This is a genomic window from Thalassococcus lentus, assembly GCF_028023555.1.
Taxonomy (GTDB): Bacteria; Pseudomonadota; Alphaproteobacteria; order Rhodobacterales; family Rhodobacteraceae; genus Thalassococcus_A; species Thalassococcus_A lentus.
Map to the genome: position 1 here is coordinate 221,333 of NZ_JAQIOY010000001.1, position 21,680 is coordinate 243,012.

Genomic DNA, 21,680 nt, shown 5'->3' on the forward strand with positions numbered 1-21,680 from the left:
GCTCCTACAATCTGATGTCGATTCCCGACGTTCCGGGCTTGAGGGTCAATTTTGGGATTTCTTGCTCGGGAACGCTGTCATCAGGGTCTTGATTCAGAAATGAAGCCTTTTCAGCGCCCTGCTGTCTTTGATCGCCAAACGAAAATTCTGCGGCTTCGTATCCGGCATCGGCGAGATTGCGCGCCAAGATATCAATGTGCCGCCGCAACAGTTCGAGTGTTTCCGGGCGATCCGCATGAATGGTGACAGCCGTCCCAAGATCGGTCGTCGTCAACTGCATCCTGATACTGCCTAGTTCCTCCGGGCTTAGACGTATCTCAATCCCGTTGTCCTTCGTACCAACCGATGCATTTGCGATTTGGCGTATGACCGAGACCGGATCAGCGCTGACAGGTGCGTTTGGCGCCTGTTGAACAACAGTGCCTCCAGCAGTCCGGATTTCCGTTGGAGCAGCGGGACTCATTGGATCGGGATCGCTGGCCAAAAGGCTTGGTTCGGGAAAGAGTGTTTGAACCGGTTCAGTTCGGACCGATGGCAAAGACACAGCTGTCAGCCGAGGTTTGACGGTATCAGCGGTAGTTCCGCCCGAGACTTCGGCAGGGTCATGCGGCTCATCTACAGGCGCAACCGCGCTGCCGCTTCGCGACAAAATCAGATCAGAGCGCAACGCGATTTGATTGTCTGGCGCTGTACCCAGCCGTGGAATGGGCTTGGGGGTTTCCAACCGATTTCGTAGACCAACAAATGTCTCGACTTTGACTTGGACTGCTTCTGGAGCAAACGCCATCGTTTCAGGTTTGGGTGTTCGGATGCCCATGTCGGGAACGGATCGAACCTGCTCCAACCCTTCTGGCTTAACCCTCTTTCCTGCACTTCCAACCATTGTCTTTCGTGGCTGGCTTTCAGAAGACTGGCCACGCGCAACCCCATTGGGCACAGGTATCCGGTCTTCATCGTTTTGTTGGGCCTTCTTCTGATGTCGAACATCACCCGCGACCAAAGCCTTGGCGTCTTGAACAAACCCTACACGGCCTGGTTCAGAATATGGACCAATCAAAGGCAAGCCACCGGACGAGATCGACCCGACGACCAGACGTTTCTCAGCGACGCGCTGGTCAACGGATTGGGAAACCGGCGGGTCCGTCTCAATGCGCTCGGACGGGAATTCGGCCTGCCTGTTTTTGGGTTTTTGGCCAAGTAATGCTTGTTCGTCCCGTGCAAAAATCGCTTGGCGATCACCAGTGTTTTCCAGCAGTCTTTTGGCCTCCAAAACTGGCTTTTCTTCCAGCGGAAGATGAAGGTGCGTGACATCTTCTTCGGGTGCTTGGATAAGTGTTGCCGCGTTTGCAGGCCCCTTCAAGAGCGCCGCCTTTTCAGGAACCGCGGATCGCGCGTGTGCTGGCTCAAGCTCAATGCCTTCGGCAGGTGAAAGCTGAATAGGAACCTGCGCAGTGATAACCTGAGGCCTCAAGTCAATCTCTGCGATTTTAGGCGATTTAGTCTCTATTTCACGGTAAGGTGCTTCGTGGAAAAGCTGCGTTTTTTCGCGATGTTGAACCTGCTGTAGATTCGCATTTTTCAGTGCTTCCATACCCGTTTCCAGCGATGGTACTTTCCTGCTCAGAGGCGTTTCGTGATCCAGCCCCCCAGATTTATCAGGGCTGATAAAGTCAAAGCCGGGCGCTTTTTCAGTTTGTTTGACCACCTGCCCAGTTGAGTGGGTGATTTCGCTTCTCCATTCCAAAGATAGCTTTTCGCTGTCGGCCTCCAAATCATCTGGTTTGGCCGCGTCGCCACTATGGTCATCAGGTTTTTCAATTATCCGCCTGCCAGCGTCTTCTTCTGGTTCGTCTTTTGCCTGTTCCATCGTTTCGGATTGGTCGGACAACAAAGCCAAAACTTCGGAAAACTCATCCGCTGCACCCGATTCATCGATCATCGGTTTCCCTGAGAGGGCCGTGGTGAGGCCTGACTGTCCAACAGTCGGAATTTGCATGTCTCAGTCTCCGGAAATCACTGGAAGCCGGACCATACAGGCAACATCGTTACCGCTTCTTTACCGAAACAGGGGACCAATAGATCAACTGAGTCGAATTGGAGAAATCTCGTGCAGATATCATCGCAACTCCCCCTGGCCACACAGGATCCGGATGCTTCGCTCAGGCAGGCCGCCCGCGAACTTGAGGCCAACTTTCTCGCGGAAATGCTCAAATCGACGGGCATGGGCCAGATACCAACCACGTTCGGTGGCGGCACGGGCGAGTCGCAGTTCCAGTCCTTTCTGCTTCTCGAACAAGCCCGACAAATTTCTGATGCAGGCGGCATTGGGCTGGCAGAAACACTGTTCAACGCATTGAAGGAGAGATCAGATGATCAATGAAGACCGTTCAACCGCGCTTGGCGCGCTGCTTGAAGCAGAACACGACGCGCTGCTTAGCGGCGACTTTGCAAGGATTTCTGCGATATCCGAGGAAAAGGAAACTCTGCTTCAAAACCTTCAAAGCGATCCAATCAAACCATCCGATCTGCAGCCCATCAAAGAACAGATTGAACGGAATCACCGCTTGTTCGATCAAAGTCTGGCGGGCCTCAGAGCCGTCGCGGCAAGGATCGGAATGCTGGCCAGTGACCGCAAAAACCTCAGCACTTATGACATCAACTGCAAGAGACAATCGCTGGATAGTGCGCCGGGTCACACGCTTGAAAAGCGCGCTTAACAGGATTTGTTTCAAAAGCGCGCGACAGAAATTCGAATGTTAGGGGCCCGTTAGGTTTTTCCGATGAGTTTGAGGGCGCACCACTCAGGTGGCGCGGGATCACAATGTACCATTCCCGCAATCGTCAGAAAGACGTCAGAGATGCCGGAACCGGCAAATGTAACCGGCGCAAAAGCGCCTTTTGACATCAAGGACTCAAACTCATGTCAAGCATCCTGACGAACAACGGCGCCATGGTGGCGCTGCAAACCCTGAAATCAATCAACTCCAACCTTGCAGACACTCAGAACGCGATTTCGACCGGCAAGACTGTTGCCAATGCAAAAGACAACTCGGCCGTTTGGGCAATCTCCAAGGTGATGGAAGCCGACGTGAAAGGCTTCAAAGGCATTTCAGACAGTCTCAACCTGGGCCAGTCAACCGTTGCAGTTGCACGACAAGCAGCTGAAACAGTCACCGATTTGCTGACGGACATCAAAGGCAAGATCGTCGCTGCACAAGAAGAAAACGTCGACAGCGCCAAGATTCAAACGGACATTGACGCGCTTCGTGATCAAATTAGTGCGGTCGTTGGCGCGGCTCAGTTCAACGGGCTGAACCTGCTGGAAAACACAGACTCCGAAGTTGAGTCCAGCCAAGTCAATGTTCTCGCCTCTCTTGATCGTTCCGCGACCGGTGTTGCGGCCTCGAACATCAGTGTGATCAAGCAGGATCTTGGCCGCGCCGAGGCAGCAGCAGGCACAACCGGTCTGGAAGTTGGCGCCAGCGCGACCGTGGCTGATGGGACTTCCGCCACATTCGCAACGCTCGATGGCTTGGGTGCGGATGATACGATCCTCGCAGGTGCATCTTATGTGGTATCAGCCGCCGGCATGACGGAGACAACCAGCGGTGATGCCGTCGATTTCGGGGGTGACGTGGTCTACGTTGCGCGGGACGGCGACACGCTTGCGGACGTGACCCGAGGGCTCGTGGATCGTATGAATGTCGCAGCGGAAGACGCTGATCTGGGCGTGTCATTCGCAGTGGACGGAACCAACGCTGGTCAGATCAACATCACCAATGATGCCGGCCTTTCGATCGACATTGATTCCGCTCAGGTGAACCAGGCCGATATTGCCGATCTCGATACCTATGAGACAGAGGCAGACGGAACCGTCGGCGGCGGTCTGGAGTTGCTCAATGATATTGACATCACGTCGGCTGACGGCGCTGATGCTGCGCTTGTTGCAATTGAATCGCTGATCCAGACGTCAATCGATTCGGCGGCCGCATTTGGCTCTGCGCAAGGCCGGATTGAGACTCAGGCAGACTTTGTCTCTGGCCTCACAGACGCACTGAAGTCAGGGATCGGAACACTGGTCGATGCCGATATGGAAGAAGCGTCGGCCCGTCTACAGGCATTGCAGGTTCAACAGCAGCTTGGCGTTCAGGCTCTGTCCATCGCCAATCAGGCGCCGCAGTCCCTGCTGTCACTCTTCCGCTAATCGTCAGAGGCGAGGGCCTGACCGGCCCTCGCCTTTTTGAACTCTTTCCAGACCAAAGGCTCTGAAGTGAACATTCAAACGCTTGCAAAACGCGCGTACAGCCAATCCAGCGCTCCGACCCGAAATGCCCGCGCTGTCGAGTTTCAGCTCCTCGCACGCATATCACACAGGATCAAAGCATCGGCGATTGCCGGCCCCACCGCTTTTCCAAAGCTGGTTGCTGCTCTGTCAGATAACCGAAAACTCTGGACTGCTCTTGCCGTGGACGTTGCTGATGCAGACAACGACCTGCCGCAGGATCTCCGGGCGCGGATTTTTTATCTTGCTGAATTCGTTCAAGTGCATACCGGCAAGGTTTTGAACCGGTCAGCAGGCGTGCGTCCTCTGCTTGAGGTCAATGCAGCCGTACTACGTGGGTTGTCAGGTCAGGGACCAAAGTCATGAGTGGGCTTGTTCTGAAACTTGGCCCGCGTGAACGTGTTCTGATCAATGGTGCCGTTATTGAAAACGGTGACCGCAGAGGGCGCATTTCAATCATTACGCCAAACGCCAATATCCTCAGACTTCGCGACGCGATTCATCCGTCTGATGCGCAAACGCCGGTCCGGCGGGTCTGCTACACGACGCAGTTGATGCTGACAGGTGATCTGTCAGTTGATATAGCTCGCCAGCAGGTTCTTCGCCGCATTGAGGAATTGAGCCGCGTCCTGATCGACGCCGACAGTCGGACCTTGCTGGCGCAAGCAACCGAAGCTTTGCTTTCCGATCAGTTTTACAAATGTCTGAAAGCGTTGCGCGCCCTCATTCCACGAGAGGATCGGCTGCTGGCCGCTGTTGATAAATGAGCTTTCAGCCCGTTCTCATTGGATCTGGCCTCGTTGGCTGGCAGTTCCTCAAGACGACATCTGACACGCAAAAAGCCACCTTCGAAAACTCTGTCAGCATCGTCCGCGAGACAGATTACTTTGAACAAAACATTCAGAGCATAACCACCGCCGAGGAACTGGTTGCAGATCGAAGATTGCTGAGCGTCGCACTGACCGCCTTTGGGCTTCAGGACGATCTGGATAATCGGTTCTTCATCCAGACAATACTGGAAGAAGGAACAACCGCGCCCGATGCGCTGGCGAATCGTCTTGCCGATGATCGATATACTGCGCTGTCAGCCGCTTTTGGATTTGACGGGATCGTCGGACCGAATACTCAAAGAAGTGGATTTTCAGCAGAAATAGTCTCGAAATATCAAGCGCAGCAATTCGAAGTTGCGATCGGCAACCAAGACGAAACGCTACGGTTAGCTCTGAACTTTGAACGCAGCCTGCCAGAGGTCGCACAAAGCAGCGGAAGCGATGATGCGCAGTGGTTTCGGATCATGGGCACCCCGCCATTGCGTACTGTTTTTGAAACAGCGCTGAATCTTCCATCCAGTTTCGGACAGCTTGATATCGACAAACAATTGGAGGTTTTCCGCGACAAAGCGCAAAGTCGGTTTGGCGTGAAGGAAATCTCGGATCTCGCTGAAACAGAAACCATGCAGCGGGTTATCCAAACCTTCTTATTGCAGGATCAAGTCGCTCAGTTTCAGCAGGCAAATTCAGGACAAATCGCTTTGAACCTTCTGCAAGCCATTCCCCGAACATCGATCCTCGATCGCTTTTCTTGATGGTTACCAGCATCAGGCGCGTTGCTGCGCCTGAGTAACCTGGGTTCCTCCGCGGGTTGTTTGAGAACGGCGCAAAATCAAACGCAACCGTTGAAATGCACCAGACGGTCCCTGCGGCGCTGCATCGCCAAAGAACATATCCAGTTCCGGCCAGGCACGGATCGCCTGATCAAGCAACGGATCCTCGCCATCACGATATAGTCCCGCCCGGATCATGGTTTCCGACCGTTCATAGACACCTAACAGTGCTCTCGCTTGCGAAATCACCACGTTCTCATCTTCGCTCGCTGCGTCCGGCAGGCTTCTTGATACGGATCGCAGCAGGTTGACGGCAGGGAACCGGCCACGTTCTGCAATGGCCCGGTCCAATACGACGTGACCATCGAGAACGCCGCGCAAAATATCTGCAATTGGTTCTTCCATGTCCGAACCTGCCACCAGAACGCTGAACACGGCCGTTATGTCGCCCTGTCCGACCGAGCCGGGACCGGCCCTTTCGGCCAAACGCATGATCTGCTGCGGAACCGAGGCCGGAAAGCCCCGCAGGGCAGGCAATTCTCCTGCAGCGATGGCGACCTCTCGGTGCGCTTCGGCAAAGCGGGTTATCGAATCCGCGAGATAGAGAACATGCTTTCCCTGATCGCGGAAGTGTTCCGCGACGGTCATAGCAGCCAAAGCGCAGCGTCTGCGTTCAACCGGCGAACGGTCTGACGTAGCGGCCACCACAACGCTTCGGCGCATGCCTTCCTCACCCAGTATGTTTCGAACGAAATCTGATACTTCGCGCCCTCGTTCACCAATCAGGGCAAGCACGACGATGTCAGCCGATACGTCTTGTGCCAACTGGCCAAGGAGCCGCGATTTTCCCACGCCCGAACCTGCAAACAGGCCGATCCTCTGACCTTTGGCAATCGGCAAAAACGTGTCTAATACGGCCAAATTTGTTGCCAATCGCCCGCCCATTGGGCGCCGCGAGGCTGCTGGCGGCGGGCTGGCCCGAAATGGTCTGCGGTATGCACCGTCGGCCAGCGGCCTACCATCCAAAGGGCAACCATAGGCATCAACAATACGCCCAATCCAAGTGTCATCCGGTGCCAGAGTGGGCGCACCCAAAAGCGCAACACGATCCCCTTTGGCAACGCCATCGATTGCATCATCAGGCAGCATTGCAACCATCTCATCGCGGATACGCAACACTTCACCCCCGAGTTCCAAACCAGGACGAAACAACCGCAGTCGATCACCGATCGCGCAGACCTTTGAAAGGCCTTCGACCCATAGGATTGTACCATCGACAGAATGCACGCGACCAACATCGCAAACCGGCTGCAGTCGGGTCAGACGGTTTCGTAGAGAGTCTGCTGCCTTATCAATCATCGTACGCTCCATTCATGCTCTGAAAACCGTTTCTAAAGGAATCAGCGTTAAGCCTTGGTTGAAGCCAATCGAGGGAGAAGCCCCGGTGTTCCAAAATCTGGACGTATTCAAAACGGCGATGGCCATGGCGCGCCACGCTGGACACATGCAAGCGCTGAGCGCGCAAAACATCGCAAATGCTGACACACCCGGATTTCGGGCAAAGCAGATCCAGCCCTTTGCCCAGTCTCTTCAAAAGACAGAGCAGACCCTGCAGGCGAGGCGCCCCGGACATCTGCAAGGCGCAGTTGACCAAAATGTCCGACAGGTAAGCGACCGGGCGGCACAGGATCCCAATGGAAACTCGGTGTCACTCGAGCTTGAAATGATCAATGCCGTCGAGGCCAAGCGCCAGCACGATCGCGCTCTTGCGATTTATCGTAACAGCCTGTCGATTCTGCGCAGCAGCCTTGGCCGCAACTAAAGGATTCCACACATGAGTGCTTTTTCCGACGCTCTGGCTGTTACGGCCAGCGGGCTGAAAGCGCAGGCCACCCGTCTTCGTATTCTGTCTGAGAACATCGCCAATACCGACACACCTGGGTATCGCCGAAAAACTGTACCCTTCAGGCTTGAAGCAAGTGATACGGCCGTTGCGCAGGTTGCTGTTGGCAAGGTTCGTCTGGACCGGTCAGAACTGGCCCGCGTGCATGACCCTGCCCATCCGCTGGCCGATGCGACGGGCCACTATGACGGTAGCAACGTGGATCTGATCATAGAAATTGCAGACGCCCGTGAAGCGCAACGCAGCTATGAGGCCAATTTGAAGATGTTTGAGCAGACCCGGCAAATGTCGAGCGGTCTGATGGAGCTGCTGCGCCGTTAAACCCCAACCCTGTTGAAGGAGAATTCCAGAATGGATGTCCGATCACTCTTTGCCGCACAGACCTATTCGGCAACAAAACCCGCTGTACAGGCAATTCCACAAGCGGGCGGTCCCGGAAAATCGACTTTCGCCGAAATCGCACGAGAACTCGAAGCAACGATCCGCGGCGGAGAGCAAACCGCGCAGGCCGCGATGGCTGGCCGTGCGGATCCCCATGCCTTGGTCGAGGCGCTGGCCCAGTCCGAACTGGCTGTGGAAACAGTCGTTGCCGTTCGCAACAAGGTCGTTGAGGCCTATCAGGAAATTTTGCGGATGCCGGTGTAGGCAATGCTGACCAATGCCATCTTCTTTGACACCCTGCAGCAGGGGTTGTGGATCGCTACGATCACTTCTGTTCCGATCCTGAGTGCGGCTTTGCTTGCTGGTGTCGGGGTCGGTCTTTTTCAGGCTTTGACGTCAATTCAGGAAATGACCCTGACCTTTGTTCCCAAACTTCTCGCCATCGTCGCAGTGTTTTGGATGTCGATGGGTTTCATGACCACGACACTCGTGGATTTTTTCCAAGACCACCTGATCCCCATCATTACCGGAGGATAAAATGGAAACTGCTGGCTACACGGCGTTGTCTCGTCAATCCGGTTTGATGCGAGAGATGCAGATAATCGCGAACAATATCGCCAATGCAAACACCACAGGCTATCGACAAGAAGGTTTGCTGTTTTCAGAATTCGTGCAGCGGGCTGATGGTGGCGCGTCTGTTGCGATGTCGGCCGGGCGGGTTCGAAACACGTCCTTTGTTCAGGGCACGATGGAACAAACCGGAAATGCGCTGGATCTGGCAATCGAAGGTGACGGTTTCTTTCTGGTTCAGGCCCCCCAGGGTCAGCGGCTGACACGGTCCGGGGCCTTTTCTACCAATGCCGAAGCGACCCTTGTGACAGCCGACGGTTATCCGGTTCTTGATATTGGCGGTGCACCCGTTTTCGTGCCGCCGGGCTCCTCTGATCTCGCAATCGGAAGGGACGGAACCATTTCCACAGATGGACGGCCAATCGGACAAATCGGCATCGTGCGACCCACAGAGCCCGAGAATATGATCCGCGAGGGGGCTTTGCTGTTCCGCGCGGACGCGGGTTTTGACCCGGTCGATACGCCGCGTGTGATGCAGGGGTTTGTCGAATCCTCAAACGTGAACACCATTCTTCAGGTTGCCCGAATGATCGAGGTGCAGCGCGCCTACGAACTCGGCCAAAGCTTTTTGGAACGAGAAGACGAACGCATCCGGACTGCCGTGAAAACCTTTGTAAAATAACAGGAGCAGACAATGCGCGCCTTAACCATCGCCGCTACGGGCATGAGTGCCCAGCAAATGCGTGTCGAAGTGATCTCGAACAACCTCGCGAACATGAGCACCACGGGCTACAACGCCCGCCGGGCCGAGTTTGCCGACCTGCACTACCAGCAATTGGCCCGACCCGGGTCAGTGAACGCTTCTGACGGCACCGTGTTGCCGACCGGCGTTCAACTGGGGTTGGGTGTCCGGCCCGCTGCGGTATCCGTGCAATTGGCACAGGGGTCGTTGTCCGCAACGGGTGGTGATCTGGACATCGCGATCGAAGGAGCCGGGTTTTTGGAAGTCACGCTGCCTTCGGGGCAGATTGGCTACACCCGCGACGGCGCTCTCAAAAGAAGCAGTGAAGGGCTGATCGTCACCGCCGAAGGATTCCCCGTATCACCGGAAATCGTGATTCCGGATGACGCACGCAGCATTTCAATTAATGCCGACGGCGAAGTCTATGCCTATTTCGCCTTAGCCGCAGAGGCTCAGTTGCTCGGACAATTCAGCATGGCCGGATTTACCAACGCCAAAGGGCTGGAAGCGATTGGATCCAATCTGTTCATCGAAACCGAGGCGTCCGGACCTGCCCTGCAATCGACACCCGGGCAGGATGGTCTGGGAACCGTGCGACAAGGGTTCCTGGAAGACAGCTCAGTGGATGCGGTGAAGGAAATCACCGATTTGATCGAAGCCCAACGCGGCTATGAGCTGAACTCCAAGGTCATATCGGCTGCGGACCAGATGCTCGCCGCCACGAGCCAAGTCCGCTGATGCGCAGGCTCGTAGCACTGCTGGTTCTTTTGGCCGGGCAAAGTGGTGCTGAAACCGTGCTGGCGACGCGGACCATCAGACCCGCCGAGATCATCACCGCGGCTGATGTAAGGCTCGACCACTCTGTCACCGAAGGCGCATATACACGGCTCGGGGTGGTGATCGGGCAAGAAGCGCGCGTTGCGCTCTATCCGGGCAGGCCCGTGATGAAAGGCAGCATCGGTCGTCCGGCGTTAGTAGATCGCAATCAGATCGTTGAATTGGTCTTTGATACAGGAAGCTTGAGGATCGTTACCGAGGGTCGCGCACTTGGACGTGGCGGCTCGGGGGAACGCATACGCGTGATGAACGTTTCCTCCCGCACAGTGTTGTTCGGAACAATCGCGGTTGATGGCAGTGTGGAGGTAACCCGATGAAGGTTTCCATGAATGGGTTTGGTGTGGTTTTGGGCGCTGTCGTGCTCATGGCCGGATGCGCACGTCTCGATCATATCGGAAAACCACCCGAGTTTTCGGAACCGGATCAAAACCCCGAAAAGGTCGCCATGATTTCGTCGGGCATCCCCCAGATAATCGAAGCAGAGCGAGCTTCGGATTCGGCGTCATTGTGGTCAGGTGGTCAGCGGTCTTTGTTGGGTGACAGACGTGCGATAAAGCGCGGCGACATTCTAACCGTAGTGATCGAGATCGATGAACAGGCGGAAATCTCGAACAGCACAGCCCGGTCCCGTTCCGGGTCGGATGATCTGAGCATTCCGAACCTCTTTGGCATTCCCCAGCGGATCAATCAGGGCATTACGGACGGCGCCAGCCTGGACAATGCGGTTCAGATTGACGGATCAAGCCAGTCGCGGGGCGACGGGTCAGTGCGACGCGCCGAAGAACTGACACTGCGCATCGCTGCAACGGTTTTGAACACCTTGCCCAACGGAATTCTGCACATCGAGGGCAGTCAGGAAGTCCGCGTAAACTTTGAGATGCGCGAATTGTTCGTGTCCGGTTATGTGCGCCCGGAAGACATCTCTCGTCAGAATGAAATCACATATGACAAGATCGCGTCTGCCCGAATTTCCTATGGCGGACGGGGTCAGATTACAGACGTACAACAGCCCAGACTCGGAAGACAGGTGCTGGACGCTGTTCTGCCGTTTTAGAGGTCTCGATGCTGAAACTCTTTCCAATTCTCTTGGCCATACTGGGCACCGGCGCTGGCGTCGGTGCCGGTCTGTATCTCAAACCGGATAAACCGCAGGAATCCGAACAGGTCGTTGACGAAAAACCAGACGAAAAGGGCAAAGAAGAGCCGACCGACACCACTGAGTTCGTCAAACTGAACAATCAATTCGTGATCCCCGTTGTCGGCCCTGAACGGGTCAACGCGCTTGTGGTGTTGTCCCTAAGCATCGAAGTAAAGCCCGGCCAATCTCAATCCGTTTACAGTCAGGAGCCGAAGCTGCGCGACGAGTTCCTGCAAGTGTTGTTCGACCATGCGAACATCGGTGGGTTCGACGGGTCGTTTACCAAGGCGGATCGCATGGAAATTCTGCGGAATGCGCTGCAGGAAACCGCAACGGCCGTGCTGGGCGATATCGCGCGTGGTGTCCTGATTACCGAAATCGCCCGGCAGGACGGTTAGTCAAACATCCGAGTTTTACGCTGATTAGTCTCGAAACAGACTACGCTGCATCAGGACAAGTGCATCCGTTCTTACCGCCTCTTTTTGCGCCTCGCCTTTTTCTCGTTCGGTTTTTGCATCCTGGATGATTTCTTGCAGGGCAAGATCCCTCGAAAACGCCCGTTTGGCCGCATCGCGCCGATCTTCTTCCTTGGCTCGGCACAGCGCTGTCTTTTGCAAGATTTCCAATCGTCTTTGCAGCATCCAACCGTTCCATAGCGTGTCCGCGCCGATTGATTGTCGCGCATGCAAACTGGCATTTTCACGCTGGCCCAGTTTGCGCATTTCATCGATCTCGGCCAACTCGCTGTCCAACGCCGCCCGTTCCTGCAACGCTTGGCGGTATCGCCGCATTGCCTGCTCTTTCAGGACGCGCGTTGCATGTCTCAGCTGTTCCAGATCCTTCGTCATGTCCACCCTTTTCCACGGGCTTTCAAACGCATTTCCTGCGCAAAGCGGATCGCAGCCGCGACCGGTTTATAGTGTTCGGGGGCGATCTGCGCGCCGATTTCAGTCGTCGCATGCAAGGCGCGCGCCGTGGGTGGGTCAGAATGAATTGGAACACCGGCTTCTGTTGCGATTTCCCGGATTTTCAACGCGATCTCATCTTGGCCTTTTGCGACGCAAACCGGGGCTTCTCCGGGCTGCCTGCTCCAAGTCAGCGCAACGGCAAAATGCGTTGGGTTCACTATGATAACATCGGCATTCGGCACATCCTGCATCATCTGGCCCGTTGCCAATTGCTGTGCACGTGCACGGCGATGTTGTTTGAACATCGGATCCCCATCGGACTCCTTGAATTCGTCGCGCATCTCTTTCTGAGACATCCTGTTCTTGCGAAGATGTTCAGTCCGCTGCCAGAAGAAGTCGATCATGCCGATGACCAGTGCAATAATGACGACCAGGATCAAAAACCGAAGGATCATTTGCACCATGATCAAGGCACCGCCATTTGCATCGAGATAGATGCTGGCGCTGATGTCGGCCATCTGCGCGCGCAGAAACAACGCCAGACAGATCGAATAAGCCAGCAATTTGACAAAGCTCTTGGCGAACTCAAAAAGCCCCCGACGCCCAAATTTGTTCTTTGCGTTTTCAATGATGGAAATGCGTGACCGTTTGAACGCCAGCTTTGACGGGGTGAACAACAAGCCACGCGTCGCAAAAAGACAAAGCAACACCGCAAGCCCGGAGAACGCGAACAACGGAAGTGTTGGCGCCAGTATTGGCCCAACCACCGCCCAGACGATCCCTTTACGACCCTCCCCAAAAGCATGGATGGCCAACCGGTCCGGCTGTTCGATCAAGGGCATCAACCCATCCCCGATCGCGCGCAGTGACCATCCGCCAATTGCCGCGCAAGACAGAAACATCCCAAGGTAGGCGCATCCAGTCAGCAGATCAGGCGCACGCGGGATTTCACCTTTCTTTCGGGCGTCCTCCAGTTTCTTTGGTGATGCTTCATGGCTTTTTTCTGCGCTTTCGTCCTGATCCGCCATGATTGCCTACCGAACGGGCGCAGCCAAAAACACATCAACCGCCGACACCCAGACTGACAGGATGACCGGCGCGCATAGAAACAACATGAAAATGGAGCCAAACGTGATGACCGGGGCCCCGACAAAGGCGACCATTAGCTGAGGCATCGCTTTGTTGATGACCCCCAAAGTCAGGTTGTACAGGACCGAGAGGATAAAAAACGGAGCCGCGAGACTGAACGCCAGCGCAAAACTTTGCGCGACCCGATCGCGGCCCATCTGCGCAATCGCAGCAGGGTCAGGTGCTGACAAGGCTGGCAAGAATTCATAGGACAACATGATGTAGGCTGCCGCTTTAACATGAAAGCCGGTCGCCATAAGCAAGGCCAGCGCTGCAACGGTCAAAATGTGACCAATCGCTGGGAGCGGATCGGCACCTGTCTGGCCCATGAGCTGTGACAGGGAGGTGGACTGAGCAGCAATCGCGCCCGCTGTTTGCAGTGCAAAAATAAACAATCTCAGCAGCAATCCGATGAACAGCCCAGAAACCGTTTCCGTAAACAATGCCCAGACCAAATCTGGCAAGTTGGCAGTGGTCGCCGTGAACGCGGCGCTCTGGGTGGGTGCCACCACCAAGCTGAGCATCAAGGCCAGGGCTAATCGAATCCTGACGCTGAGAACCTGTTCGCCCAGCGCCGGCAGCACCGCCATTGCCGCAGCCACACGGATAAAGACCAACAGAAAAACCCAGGCGTTGTCCGTCACACCTGCAATCAATTGAGGCAGACCGGTCATGCTGCGACGGTTCCGACCAGTGTTGGTTTCGCTTCAAGTCCGATCTCTTCGAAAGACATGACAGGGTTTGAGATGCCCTTGGCCGTCATCACCGTGCGGACATAGCGTCTGCGCCGGGCTGATGTCACAACAGCTGCGAAAACACCGCGATTTCCGGCGTCGCCAACCTGCTCTGCAAGACCTGTGGTCAACAACTCAAATCGATCAGGCGGCAATGCCACATCGAGCGTGCCCGGGCCGCTTTCGATCTGGTAAGCCTCAAAGGTTTCCTCCCATTCCGGCGCAAGTTGGATCAATGGAATGGTTCCATCCTCGCGCCGCATACCGGCGACCAACTGGAAACTCAGGCGCTGGCGAACGTGCTCACAGATCGCTTCAGGCGCGGTTTGCTGTCCCCGCATTTCGGCAATGGCCTCGAGAATCAAAGGAAGGTTTCTGATCGAAACCTGTTCGTCCAGCAAAAGGCGCAAGACCCGATGCAATGTGTCGATCTGCACACGATCCGGGATCAATTCATCGAGCAGTTTGCGATTGGCCTCAGCTCTCGTATCGTTGGACAGGGAAACCAATTCGTCCAACAGACGCCGCAGAGCCTTGAGCGTCAGAAGCCGGCCGAAATTGCGGCGGATTACTTCCAGAAGATGGGTCGCAAGAACCTCGGTTGGGCTTACAATTGTAACGCCGGTCAGGGCGGCGCGATCCTGATCTTCGGGGTGAATCCAGCGGGCCGGTGCGCCGTATACCGGTTCTGTCACGTCTCGCCCCTTTGGAAGCGCCGACTTGTCATCAGGCACCAGCGCCAGAACCAGATCGGGATTCAGCTCACCGCGGGACATTTCGACGCCGTGTATTCGGATCACATAAGTGCCCGTCGGCAAAGCCGGGGCATCGGTTAGCCTGATCTCCGGCAAAATCAGCCCAAAATGGCTGGCAACATGTGTCCGCATGTTCGTAATCCGGGCATCAAGCCCGGTTCCGGGATCAAGCACCATGTTCACAAGGTCAGGTGCAAACTCCACATGGATGTCATCGAGATCCAGCACATCTCCGATTGGCTTTTCAACGGGCACGATTGGCACCGGCTGTTGGTTGGTCTCGTCAGCTTGATCAGACTTGCGTGTAATCCAAAATGCGGTCCCTCCAAGAACCATGCCACCGATCAGAAATGGGAAAAACGGCAGTCCGGGCACCAAGGCAAATAGAACCATTAGAACCGCAACAGTGGCCAAGGCTGCGGGGTGACGCCCCAGCTGAGATGCCACAGCCAGATCCGTGGCTCCGGTTGCGCCCCCACGGGCCAAGAGCAAACCAGCCGCGATAGAGATGATGACGGCCGGGATCTGCGAGACCAAACCATCGCCCACCGTCAGAATCGCATAGGTTTCCATCGCATCGCCGACCGCCATGTCGTGCATGAACACGCCCATGATGATCCCCATGACCAGATTCAATCCAGTGATGAGCAACCCTGCGACCGCGTCACCTTTTACGAATTTCGAGGCGCCATCAAGCGAACCAAAGAAAGTGGTTTCCTGCTGCTCGCGTTCACGGCGAAGCTTTGCTTCGGTATGATCGATTGCGCCGGCGGACATATCTGCATCAATGGCCAGCTGTTTTCCCGGCATCGCATCCAGCGCAAAACGCGCAGAAACTTCGGCCATTCTCGCTGCGCCTTTGGTAATGACCGCAAAGTTCACGATCATCAGCACGCCAAACACCACCAACCCGAGAAACACGCTCCCGCCCATGACAAAATTGGCAAACCCCTCAATCACCTCACCCGCTGCATGGGTGCCGGAATGACCTTCTCCGATGATCAACTTGGTCGAACTGACGTTCAGTGACAGCCGCAGCATCAACGAGGCCAGCAAAATGGTCGGAAAGGCCGAAAAGTCCAATGGGCGCTCGATAAACAAGGTGACCGTAAAGATCAGGATCGCCAAACCGAAGGAAGCTGCCAGTCCGATATCGAGAACCCACGGGGGCATGGGCAGGATCATCATGACAATGATCGCCATCAGCACCAGTGCCAGCAATATGGTCGGTTGGAAAAGAGCCTTGGCGTCAAAGTTCATTTTAGAGGTCCGCGAAAGTCTGAGGTTCGCCAAAGATCAGGCGCATACTGCGTGTCCCGATAGCTCCAAACCAAGCCATACGCTGGCGCTGGAAATGCGGCCAACCCAGTGCCTTGGCCGTAGACGACCGGTCACTTACTCTGAGTATCCGCAACCGGTTTAATTTTAGGTAACAACGATCAATCGATTTCGGTCGAAGCCAGTAGGTCGCGCAAAATTTCGCGCGCCGAGGCGCTTTCGCGTGACAGATTTTGGGCCTGTGCAAGAGTGATGGCGCTTTCATCGACCGAAACAGGCGGCTTGGATATCAAAGCTGCGGCTTGGGAAAGTTCAGTGTGCGACGCAGACAGATCTGACCATGCACCCGCCATACGGGCGATTTTTTCTTGCATCGCAGTCTCACCGATTTCCGCGAAAAGAGCGCTGGCATGGGTGTAGTCGCCCATTGCAGCACGGGCTTTGGCGCGCAGGCGCTTTGCATCGTGATCCTGTCGACCTATCAGTAGAATCTCAGCTTCGGTTGGCTGGCCCAGATCAAGCATGGCCCGCGCTTTCAAAAGAATCGTGTCTGGTGTTGCCTGCGCATTGGTCAACCGTCTCAATTCGCTCAACGCCTGATCTGCAATTCCAAGCGACAGCAACCGTTCGGCAGTGTCATGAACAATGCGCACCTGATCCGTTTCGGATGTCGGGATCAATCTCCCCAGGGCGAGTTCCAGAAAAACCGCGTCGCTGGTATCTGAGATCGCGGCGCGCGCCACTTCATCGGCTGATACACGTTTTTCCCGCTCAGCGTTTTCAGGAGGATCCAGAAAAACCTCTATCGCCTGGTTGGTCTGACCACTTGCAAGCAACGCGCGAATGTGTGCCTGCCATAACTTGGGACCTTGCTGCGCGTTTTCCAGTTCGGATGCAAAGGCCGCGGACAAATCCACCAAATCATCCGTCACTTCGGCATGTTGTTCCTGGGTGATCTCAAGTGCGGCAATCAAGGCGTCCGGCGCTTGCCGACTCGTGCTGTCCGCCAAGTTCACAAACTCCTTGTGCGCTTTTTCGTGATCTCCTTCGGCCAAGGCAATTTCCGCCTGAGCGAAAACCGTTTTGTCATTCGGCCCGCCCAGCGACCGTTCAAGCCGTCGTAGTATATCCTGTGCCGCTGAGGTTTCACCGATGTCCGAGTACCGCTTCGCCAATTGGGGACCCAGCGTTTCACGCAGGTGTAGCGGCAATTCTTCGAAACTGCGCGCAACAGCGTTTTGATCTACCTTTGTAGGGTCAAAACGTTCCCGTGTGGCTAGTATAGCCCAGAGCCCAGCCCGCCCCGCACATTCGATTTGGCGGCCAAAAAATTTCTCAGGGTCTGGTTCTCCGTCGACGATATGAGACAATGCAACCAACAGCGCAGGTGGCTCGTCTGGTGATATCGCAAGGATCGCGCGGGTTTCAGCCCCCATCCCGAAGTGCAGCATAGTTCTGGCCAGTCCAGTGATCGCCTTTGGGGAAACACGATCAAATTCCTGAAACAGATCAGCGCGTCCATTTGCCAAAGCAAGAGCCACATCTTCTTCCTCTGACCAGCCGCCTATGTTCAGCTCTTGGTCTGCGACGCAGGCCAATCCACCGATCGAAACCCGCCCATCGGTATCCATCTGCTTCTGAATATCCTGCAAGGATACTTGCGGTTGCGGCTCAGGCGGATCGAGCGTCTCAGAAGGTTTTAACACTGCGCCTTCATCAACAGCGGCGTCTTGCGCTGGTGCTATCTGCTGAACGGTTGCATTCAGCAGGCCTGAATTGGCGGCTTGTGCCACATCCCGCAAGATATCCGAGGTCAGGTGCTCAGCCCGCTCTGCTGGCTTTTCCTCGTCAGGCAAGCCGAGAACACTTTCATCCAATAGAAACTCTGTTGAGAAGGGTGCAGCTTGCGCCGCCGGTCCTATCCCTGGGCCATCCCCAAGGTTCACGGCGCTCAAGGACTTTGCGAGGTCAGTCAGCTCTGGATCGCCCGTGGCAACCGGTTCCTTGATCCGCGCTGGCTTGATATCCGCGACCAACATCACGGCGCTGGCCAGAAAAAGCTCTGCCTCGCAGGCGCAGCCAAGATCAATCAGAACACTGGACTCCGCCGCAATCGGTTTAATGTCAGCAACTCTTGTGCGTGCGATGCGCTGAAACACCTTCGAGACGTCAAAGGATAAACCGGACCGTTCAAATTCAACGGTGATCCGGTTTTGATCCGGTGCAGTTTTCGATGACCAAGCCAGTCCTGCCGGAATGTCAAATACCAGTCTGGTAAAACTGCCATGCTCGCCCGAACGAACTGTGATTTCCTGCGCCTTTGCCGCCGTTGAAAAAACCGCGATCAGGCCAATCAACAGAGCCCTTATCATGCCGCCTCCTGCTTGACGGACTTGAGCGATTCCTCAAGGTCGCCAAAGCTGGGCCGAACATGCGAGGGGGTGTTTTGTCGACCAACTTCTATGCAGATGTTCGTCGCATGATTGTGCAGGTTTGCAACCAGCACTTCCCGGATCAGGTTGTAGAAATGCATGTCTTCTTCAACAACCGACTTAACCTTGCCTGCCATGGGGCCGACCAAACCGTAGGCAAGAAAGACGCCCAGGAAAGTACCAACAAGCGCACCACCAATCAGCTTGCCCAAGACCTCGGGCGGTTGATCGATCGAGCTCATGGTTTTGATCACCCCAAGGACAGCCGCGACAATGCCAAGGGCAGGCAAGGCATCTGCCGTCGTTTGCAGCGCATGGCTGGAGTGCATGGCATGATGTTCCATAGCCTCCAGACGATTGTCCAAAACCTCTTCCACCTGATGCGGATCGTCATAGTTCATCGACATTGTACGCAGCGTGTCGCAAATAAGCTCAACGGCATATTTGTCGGCGGAAATCTTGGGATATTTCCCAAAGATCGACGACTCTTCGGGGTTTTCAATATGCTCTTCCACGGCAACCGGACTCTGCCGGGCGAGGCGAACCAGTTCAAATAGCAGACACAGCAAATCACGATAATCTTCAGGCTTCCACTTTGGACCTTTAAAAACCTTGCCGATGTCTTTCAGCGTGTGTTTGGCGCCGCTGGAGTCGTTGCCTAGAAGAAACGCGCCAGCGGCCGCGCCGCCGATCATCATAAACTCGAACGGCAGTGCCTTGAGGATGATACCCATCTTGCCACCAGCCAGAATATAGCCGCCAAAGACCATGACGAAGATAACAGCGATGCCAATGATACCAAGCATTCAAAAACTCCTGAATTTGCACTCATGAGAGTGTCTGACAGTCCTTAAGAATTCCTCAGGGCGGGAACGAAACCCCGTCACATGACAAGGAATTCTGCATGCAGAGCGCCTGCAGCTTTGATGCTTTTCAGGATATCAATCATGTCTCTCGGGCTGACGCCCAGTGCATTCAATCCTGCGATCACTTCTGACAACGAGGTGCCCCCGGGTACCTCGGCCAGACCGATACCCGGCTCTTCTTCGATTCCGGCGCCCGTACGCGGTACAATCACGGTTTCACCCTCGGCGAATGGATTGGGCTGAATGGCGAGTGGCGCTTCTTCTATGCGCAGGGTCAGATTCCCTTGCGAAACTGCGACTCGCGACAAACGAACATCCGAACCCATAACAATCGTTCCAGACCTCTGGTCTACGACAACGCGCGCACGACGTTCCGGTTCAACAGACAGGTTTTCAATTGCGACCACGGCCCGTGCGGGCGATGCAACGCCCGTGCGGCGCAAATCGACGGTTATTGTTCCGGCGTCTAGCATTGTCGCTGCCTGCCTACCCACCCGCCGGTTGATGACATCCTCAATCCGTGCGGCGGTGGTAAAGTCCGGTTCGCGCAATGCCAATCTCAGCGTAGACAATTGCGTGAAATCGAATTCCACCTCGCGTTCAATCCGAGCACCCGAAGGAATGACACCGGCAGTTGGAACACCCTGCACAACGCGTGCCCCTTCGCCTTCGGCTTCGACTCCACCCGCAATGACCGTACCTTGAGCGACCGCATAGATTTCGCCATCAGCTGCGTTGAGTGGGGTCATGATCAGTGTGCCACCCAACAGGCTTTTGGCATCACCGATTGCGGAAACCGTGACATCGATCTGACTGCCTGCGCGGGCAAATGCAGGCAACCGACCCGTCACAAACACGGCGGCAACGTTCCGCGGGCGAAATTGTTCACCGGTGACATTCACGCCCAGCCGTTCAAGAATGTTGGTCATGATTTCTTCGGTAAATGGCGCGTTGCGAAGCCCGTCTCCGGTCCCGTTCAGGCCAACAACCAGCCCATATCCAACAAGGTCGTTCGAACGCACCCCGTCGACTTCGACCAGATCTTTGATGCGAACAGATTGCGCCGAAGCGGTCGAAACGAGGCATAGTGAAATCAATGCAAAAAGGATCGTCCGAATACTGGTCATAGGAAGTCCACCAATGAGAGACGCTGAGACCGCGCTGTAACCGCGTAGAGGGTTTCGAGCTGGGAACGCGCGGATTCATATCGCGTTGCGGTTTCAAACGGGTCCGCTTCAATCAGTTCAAGTTTCGCCAGACTGATGGCGGACCGCTCTGACGCATTCCGCGTCGCGCTGTCGGCGATGCGCGCCTCAACACTGCCAACGTCTGCCCGCAGACCCACAAAGGACTGCATTTCATCGATCATGCCAAGCGAGGCCGATGTAAGCATGTCTTGCTTGATGCCCATATCGAATGCCAAGACCTCATCCCCCGCAATTGCCGCCAAGGCCAAAGGCCTGAGCAATCCGCGCAGTGCATCCCCATCGGCCCGGACGTCGATTGACACGCTTTCATTTTGGCTCAGGCCAACCGGTGCGAGACCTGTGTCAGAGCCCGAATAGATCACTGTTTCGAAGGCGCCCCCCGGTGCAAAGAAGCCGTCCAACGCGGCATTGATCGAGGCAAGGTCTGTCGTTCCGGTCAACTGAGTGCGAAGGGCATCCATCATGTCGTCGATACCGTTCACCGCAGGCTGATCCGACCGGATTCCCGAAAACAGGAACCGCCCGCCAATCGACGTGTTCAATTTGTCCAGAACGTTCCCAAGAGTTTGTCGCGCATTGTCTGAAAATGAATTGAGCGTCGTGTCGGACGGGTTCAAATCAGCCGTTATCAAAGATTGCGACAGCTGTTCTGTCTGTTCCTGAATCCCGCCAAGCGCGGTTTGCATACTGCTGGCGATCAATTGCACTTCTGACGTTGCTGTCTCGTAGGCGTTCAGCTGTGCAAGGCTCCGATCCAGAGTATTCAACAGGGTCGTGTCGCCAGCCAAATGACGGGCGGGATCGGCGACAGTGCCAGTGGTTAGTTCTGTTGCCAGTTGATCGACCTGATCACGCAACCGAAGTTGGCTACTGCGCATGACAAGCGACCGCGCAAGATCTCCAAATGCTTCCATC

At 55.5% G+C, this 21,680-nt stretch carries 25 protein-coding genes; 15 read left to right on the forward strand and 10 right to left on the reverse strand.

Annotation, left to right across the window (positions count from 1 at the left end; translation table 11 throughout):
- Nucleotides 1-4 precede the first annotated feature (4 nt).
- On the reverse strand, nucleotides 5-1,996 hold the full coding sequence (gene fliK / locus PFY00_RS01125) for a flagellar hook-length control protein FliK (RefSeq protein ID WP_271430678.1): 1,992 nt from the start codon (nucleotides 1,994-1,996) through the stop codon (nucleotides 5-7).
- 111 nt (nucleotides 1,997-2,107) lie between these two features.
- Here fliK and PFY00_RS01130 point away from each other — a divergent pair, with 111 nt between their 5' ends.
- From PFY00_RS01130 to PFY00_RS01155, 6 genes are all read left to right on the forward strand, one after another.
- On the forward strand, nucleotides 2,108-2,380 hold the full coding sequence (locus PFY00_RS01130; protein ID WP_271430679.1) for a rod-binding protein: 273 nt from the start codon (nucleotides 2,108-2,110) through the stop codon (nucleotides 2,378-2,380).
- On the forward strand, nucleotides 2,370-2,717 hold the full coding sequence (locus tag PFY00_RS01135) for a flagellar protein FlgN (protein ID WP_271430680.1): 348 nt from the start codon (nucleotides 2,370-2,372) through the stop codon (nucleotides 2,715-2,717). Before PFY00_RS01130 ends, PFY00_RS01135 begins: the two co-directional genes overlap by 11 nt.
- 203 nt (nucleotides 2,718-2,920) lie before the next feature.
- Nucleotides 2,921-4,204: a flagellin N-terminal helical domain-containing protein gene (locus PFY00_RS01140; protein WP_271430681.1), complete on the forward strand. Its 1,284-nt coding sequence runs from the start codon at nucleotides 2,921-2,923 to the stop codon at nucleotides 4,202-4,204.
- Nucleotides 4,205-4,270: 66 nt separating this feature from the next.
- On the forward strand, nucleotides 4,271-4,648 hold the full coding sequence (gene flaF, locus PFY00_RS01145) for a flagellar biosynthesis regulator FlaF (RefSeq protein WP_271430682.1): 378 nt from the start codon (nucleotides 4,271-4,273) through the stop codon (nucleotides 4,646-4,648).
- The gene (gene flbT, locus PFY00_RS01150) at nucleotides 4,645-5,049 is read left to right on the forward strand and encodes a flagellar biosynthesis repressor FlbT (protein ID WP_271430683.1); all 405 of its coding nucleotides are present in this window, start codon (nucleotides 4,645-4,647) and stop codon (nucleotides 5,047-5,049) included. The genes flaF and flbT overlap by 4 nt, the downstream gene beginning before the upstream one ends.
- Entirely contained in the window at nucleotides 5,046-5,867 is an 822-nt protein-coding gene (locus PFY00_RS01155) for a DUF1217 domain-containing protein (protein WP_271430684.1), read from the forward strand. The genes flbT and PFY00_RS01155 overlap by 4 nt, the downstream gene beginning before the upstream one ends.
- A gap of 12 nt (nucleotides 5,868-5,879) precedes the next feature.
- On the opposite strand, the gene PFY00_RS01160 is transcribed toward PFY00_RS01155, so the two are convergent.
- Entirely contained in the window at nucleotides 5,880-7,244 is a 1,365-nt protein-coding gene (locus tag PFY00_RS01160; protein ID WP_271430685.1) for a FliI/YscN family ATPase, read from the reverse strand.
- An 85-nt stretch (nucleotides 7,245-7,329) separates the two neighbouring features.
- Here PFY00_RS01160 and PFY00_RS01165 point away from each other — a divergent pair, with 85 nt between their 5' ends.
- The 9 genes from PFY00_RS01165 to PFY00_RS01205 are packed head-to-tail and all read left to right on the forward strand — an operon-like array spanning nucleotide 7,330 to nucleotide 11,854.
- The gene (locus PFY00_RS01165) at nucleotides 7,330-7,707 is read left to right on the forward strand and encodes a FlgB family protein (RefSeq protein ID WP_271430686.1); all 378 of its coding nucleotides are present in this window, start codon (nucleotides 7,330-7,332) and stop codon (nucleotides 7,705-7,707) included.
- Between the two features lie 12 nt (nucleotides 7,708-7,719).
- Nucleotides 7,720-8,109 carry a flagellar basal body rod protein FlgC gene (flgC, locus tag PFY00_RS01170; protein ID WP_271430687.1) on the forward strand — a complete coding sequence of 130 codons (390 nt, stop codon included), beginning with the start codon at nucleotides 7,720-7,722 and terminating at the stop codon, nucleotides 8,107-8,109.
- A gap of 30 nt (nucleotides 8,110-8,139) precedes the next feature.
- Nucleotides 8,140-8,433, forward strand: coding sequence for a flagellar hook-basal body complex protein FliE (fliE, locus tag PFY00_RS01175; protein ID WP_271430688.1), 294 nt, complete (start codon nucleotides 8,140-8,142; stop codon nucleotides 8,431-8,433).
- A 3-nt stretch (nucleotides 8,434-8,436) separates the two neighbouring features.
- A complete protein-coding gene (locus PFY00_RS01180; RefSeq protein WP_271430689.1) occupies nucleotides 8,437-8,706 on the forward strand; it encodes a flagellar biosynthetic protein FliQ in 270 nt (89 codons plus the stop codon).
- 1 nt (nucleotide 8,707) lies between these two features.
- Nucleotides 8,708-9,421: a flagellar hook-basal body complex protein gene (locus PFY00_RS01185; protein ID WP_271430690.1), complete on the forward strand. Its 714-nt coding sequence runs from the start codon at nucleotides 8,708-8,710 to the stop codon at nucleotides 9,419-9,421.
- A gap of 12 nt (nucleotides 9,422-9,433) precedes the next feature.
- Nucleotides 9,434-10,219, forward strand: a complete 786-nt coding sequence (gene flgG / locus PFY00_RS01190; RefSeq protein WP_271430691.1) for a flagellar basal-body rod protein FlgG — start codon at nucleotides 9,434-9,436, stop codon at nucleotides 10,217-10,219.
- A complete protein-coding gene (gene flgA / locus PFY00_RS01195; RefSeq protein WP_271430692.1) occupies nucleotides 10,219-10,635 on the forward strand; it encodes a flagellar basal body P-ring formation chaperone FlgA in 417 nt (138 codons plus the stop codon). The genes flgG and flgA overlap by 1 nt, the downstream gene beginning before the upstream one ends.
- Nucleotides 10,632-11,372, forward strand: a complete 741-nt coding sequence (gene flgH / locus PFY00_RS01200) for a flagellar basal body L-ring protein FlgH (protein WP_271430693.1) — start codon at nucleotides 10,632-10,634, stop codon at nucleotides 11,370-11,372. The genes flgA and flgH overlap by 4 nt, the downstream gene beginning before the upstream one ends.
- A gap of 8 nt (nucleotides 11,373-11,380) precedes the next feature.
- Complete coding sequence (locus PFY00_RS01205; RefSeq protein WP_271430694.1) at nucleotides 11,381-11,854, forward strand: flagellar basal body-associated protein FliL; 474 nt, start codon at nucleotides 11,381-11,383, stop codon at nucleotides 11,852-11,854.
- Nucleotides 11,855-11,878: 24 nt separating this feature from the next.
- On the opposite strand, the gene PFY00_RS01210 is transcribed toward PFY00_RS01205, so the two are convergent.
- From PFY00_RS01210 to PFY00_RS01245, 8 genes are all read right to left on the reverse strand, one after another.
- Nucleotides 11,879-12,304, reverse strand: a complete 426-nt coding sequence (locus tag PFY00_RS01210; protein ID WP_271430695.1) for a hypothetical protein — start codon at nucleotides 12,302-12,304, stop codon at nucleotides 11,879-11,881.
- On the reverse strand, nucleotides 12,301-13,392 hold the full coding sequence (locus PFY00_RS01215) for an EscU/YscU/HrcU family type III secretion system export apparatus switch protein (protein ID WP_271430696.1): 1,092 nt from the start codon (nucleotides 13,390-13,392) through the stop codon (nucleotides 12,301-12,303). Before PFY00_RS01215 ends, PFY00_RS01210 begins: the two co-directional genes overlap by 4 nt.
- Before the next feature lie 6 nt (nucleotides 13,393-13,398).
- Nucleotides 13,399-14,166 (reverse strand): flagellar biosynthetic protein FliR, encoded by a 768-nt coding sequence (locus PFY00_RS01220; RefSeq protein ID WP_271430697.1) that lies wholly within the window; start codon nucleotides 14,164-14,166, stop codon nucleotides 13,399-13,401.
- Entirely contained in the window at nucleotides 14,163-16,241 is a 2,079-nt protein-coding gene (flhA, locus tag PFY00_RS01225; protein WP_271430698.1) for a flagellar biosynthesis protein FlhA, read from the reverse strand. Before flhA ends, PFY00_RS01220 begins: the two co-directional genes overlap by 4 nt.
- 179 nt (nucleotides 16,242-16,420) lie before the next feature.
- On the reverse strand, nucleotides 16,421-18,631 hold the full coding sequence (locus PFY00_RS01230) for a hypothetical protein (RefSeq protein WP_271430699.1): 2,211 nt from the start codon (nucleotides 18,629-18,631) through the stop codon (nucleotides 16,421-16,423).
- Entirely contained in the window at nucleotides 18,628-19,497 is an 870-nt protein-coding gene (gene motA / locus PFY00_RS01235; RefSeq protein WP_271430700.1) for a flagellar motor stator protein MotA, read from the reverse strand. The genes PFY00_RS01230 and motA overlap by 4 nt, the downstream gene beginning before the upstream one ends.
- Nucleotides 19,498-19,574: 77 nt before the next feature.
- Complete coding sequence (locus PFY00_RS01240; protein WP_271430701.1) at nucleotides 19,575-20,684, reverse strand: flagellar basal body P-ring protein FlgI; 1,110 nt, start codon at nucleotides 20,682-20,684, stop codon at nucleotides 19,575-19,577.
- Complete coding sequence (locus tag PFY00_RS01245; RefSeq protein WP_271430702.1) at nucleotides 20,681-21,679, reverse strand: flagellin N-terminal helical domain-containing protein; 999 nt, start codon at nucleotides 21,677-21,679, stop codon at nucleotides 20,681-20,683. The genes PFY00_RS01240 and PFY00_RS01245 overlap by 4 nt, the downstream gene beginning before the upstream one ends.
- Nucleotide 21,680: the final 1 nt, after the last annotated feature.

Bases quoted from the DNA above. Each gene is read 5' to 3' on its own strand.
- fliK (WP_271430678.1), bottom strand. From the start codon at position 1,996: ATGCAAATTCCGACTGTTGGACAGTCAGGCCTCACCACGGCCCTCTCA.
- PFY00_RS01135 (WP_271430680.1), top strand. From the start codon at position 2,370: ATGATCAATGAAGACCGTTCAACCGCGCTTGGCGCGCTGCTTGAAGCA.
- PFY00_RS01140 (WP_271430681.1), top strand. From the start codon at position 2,921: ATGTCAAGCATCCTGACGAACAACGGCGCCATGGTGGCGCTGCAAACC.
- flbT (WP_271430683.1), top strand. From the start codon at position 4,645: ATGAGTGGGCTTGTTCTGAAACTTGGCCCGCGTGAACGTGTTCTGATC.
- PFY00_RS01155 (WP_271430684.1), top strand. From the start codon at position 5,046: ATGAGCTTTCAGCCCGTTCTCATTGGATCTGGCCTCGTTGGCTGGCAG.
- PFY00_RS01160 (WP_271430685.1), bottom strand. From the start codon at position 7,244: ATGATTGATAAGGCAGCAGACTCTCTACGAAACCGTCTGACCCGACTG.
- flgC (WP_271430687.1), top strand. From the start codon at position 7,720: ATGAGTGCTTTTTCCGACGCTCTGGCTGTTACGGCCAGCGGGCTGAAA.
- fliE (WP_271430688.1), top strand. From the start codon at position 8,140: ATGGATGTCCGATCACTCTTTGCCGCACAGACCTATTCGGCAACAAAA.
- PFY00_RS01180 (WP_271430689.1), top strand. From the start codon at position 8,437: ATGCTGACCAATGCCATCTTCTTTGACACCCTGCAGCAGGGGTTGTGG.
- PFY00_RS01185 (WP_271430690.1), top strand. From the start codon at position 8,708: ATGGAAACTGCTGGCTACACGGCGTTGTCTCGTCAATCCGGTTTGATG.
- flgG (WP_271430691.1), top strand. From the start codon at position 9,434: ATGCGCGCCTTAACCATCGCCGCTACGGGCATGAGTGCCCAGCAAATG.
- flgA (WP_271430692.1), top strand. From the start codon at position 10,219: ATGCGCAGGCTCGTAGCACTGCTGGTTCTTTTGGCCGGGCAAAGTGGT.
- flgH (WP_271430693.1), top strand. From the start codon at position 10,632: ATGAAGGTTTCCATGAATGGGTTTGGTGTGGTTTTGGGCGCTGTCGTG.
- PFY00_RS01205 (WP_271430694.1), top strand. From the start codon at position 11,381: ATGCTGAAACTCTTTCCAATTCTCTTGGCCATACTGGGCACCGGCGCT.
- PFY00_RS01210 (WP_271430695.1), bottom strand. From the start codon at position 12,304: ATGACGAAGGATCTGGAACAGCTGAGACATGCAACGCGCGTCCTGAAA.
- PFY00_RS01215 (WP_271430696.1), bottom strand. From the start codon at position 13,392: ATGGCGGATCAGGACGAAAGCGCAGAAAAAAGCCATGAAGCATCACCA.
- PFY00_RS01220 (WP_271430697.1), bottom strand. From the start codon at position 14,166: ATGACCGGTCTGCCTCAATTGATTGCAGGTGTGACGGACAACGCCTGG.
- flhA (WP_271430698.1), bottom strand. From the start codon at position 16,241: ATGAACTTTGACGCCAAGGCTCTTTTCCAACCGACCATATTGCTGGCA.
- PFY00_RS01230 (WP_271430699.1), bottom strand. From the start codon at position 18,631: ATGATAAGGGCTCTGTTGATTGGCCTGATCGCGGTTTTTTCAACGGCG.
- motA (WP_271430700.1), bottom strand. From the start codon at position 19,497: ATGCTTGGTATCATTGGCATCGCTGTTATCTTCGTCATGGTCTTTGGC.
- PFY00_RS01240 (WP_271430701.1), bottom strand. From the start codon at position 20,684: ATGACCAGTATTCGGACGATCCTTTTTGCATTGATTTCACTATGCCTC.
- PFY00_RS01245 (WP_271430702.1), bottom strand. From the start codon at position 21,679: ATGGAAGCATTTGGAGATCTTGCGCGGTCGCTTGTCATGCGCAGTAGC.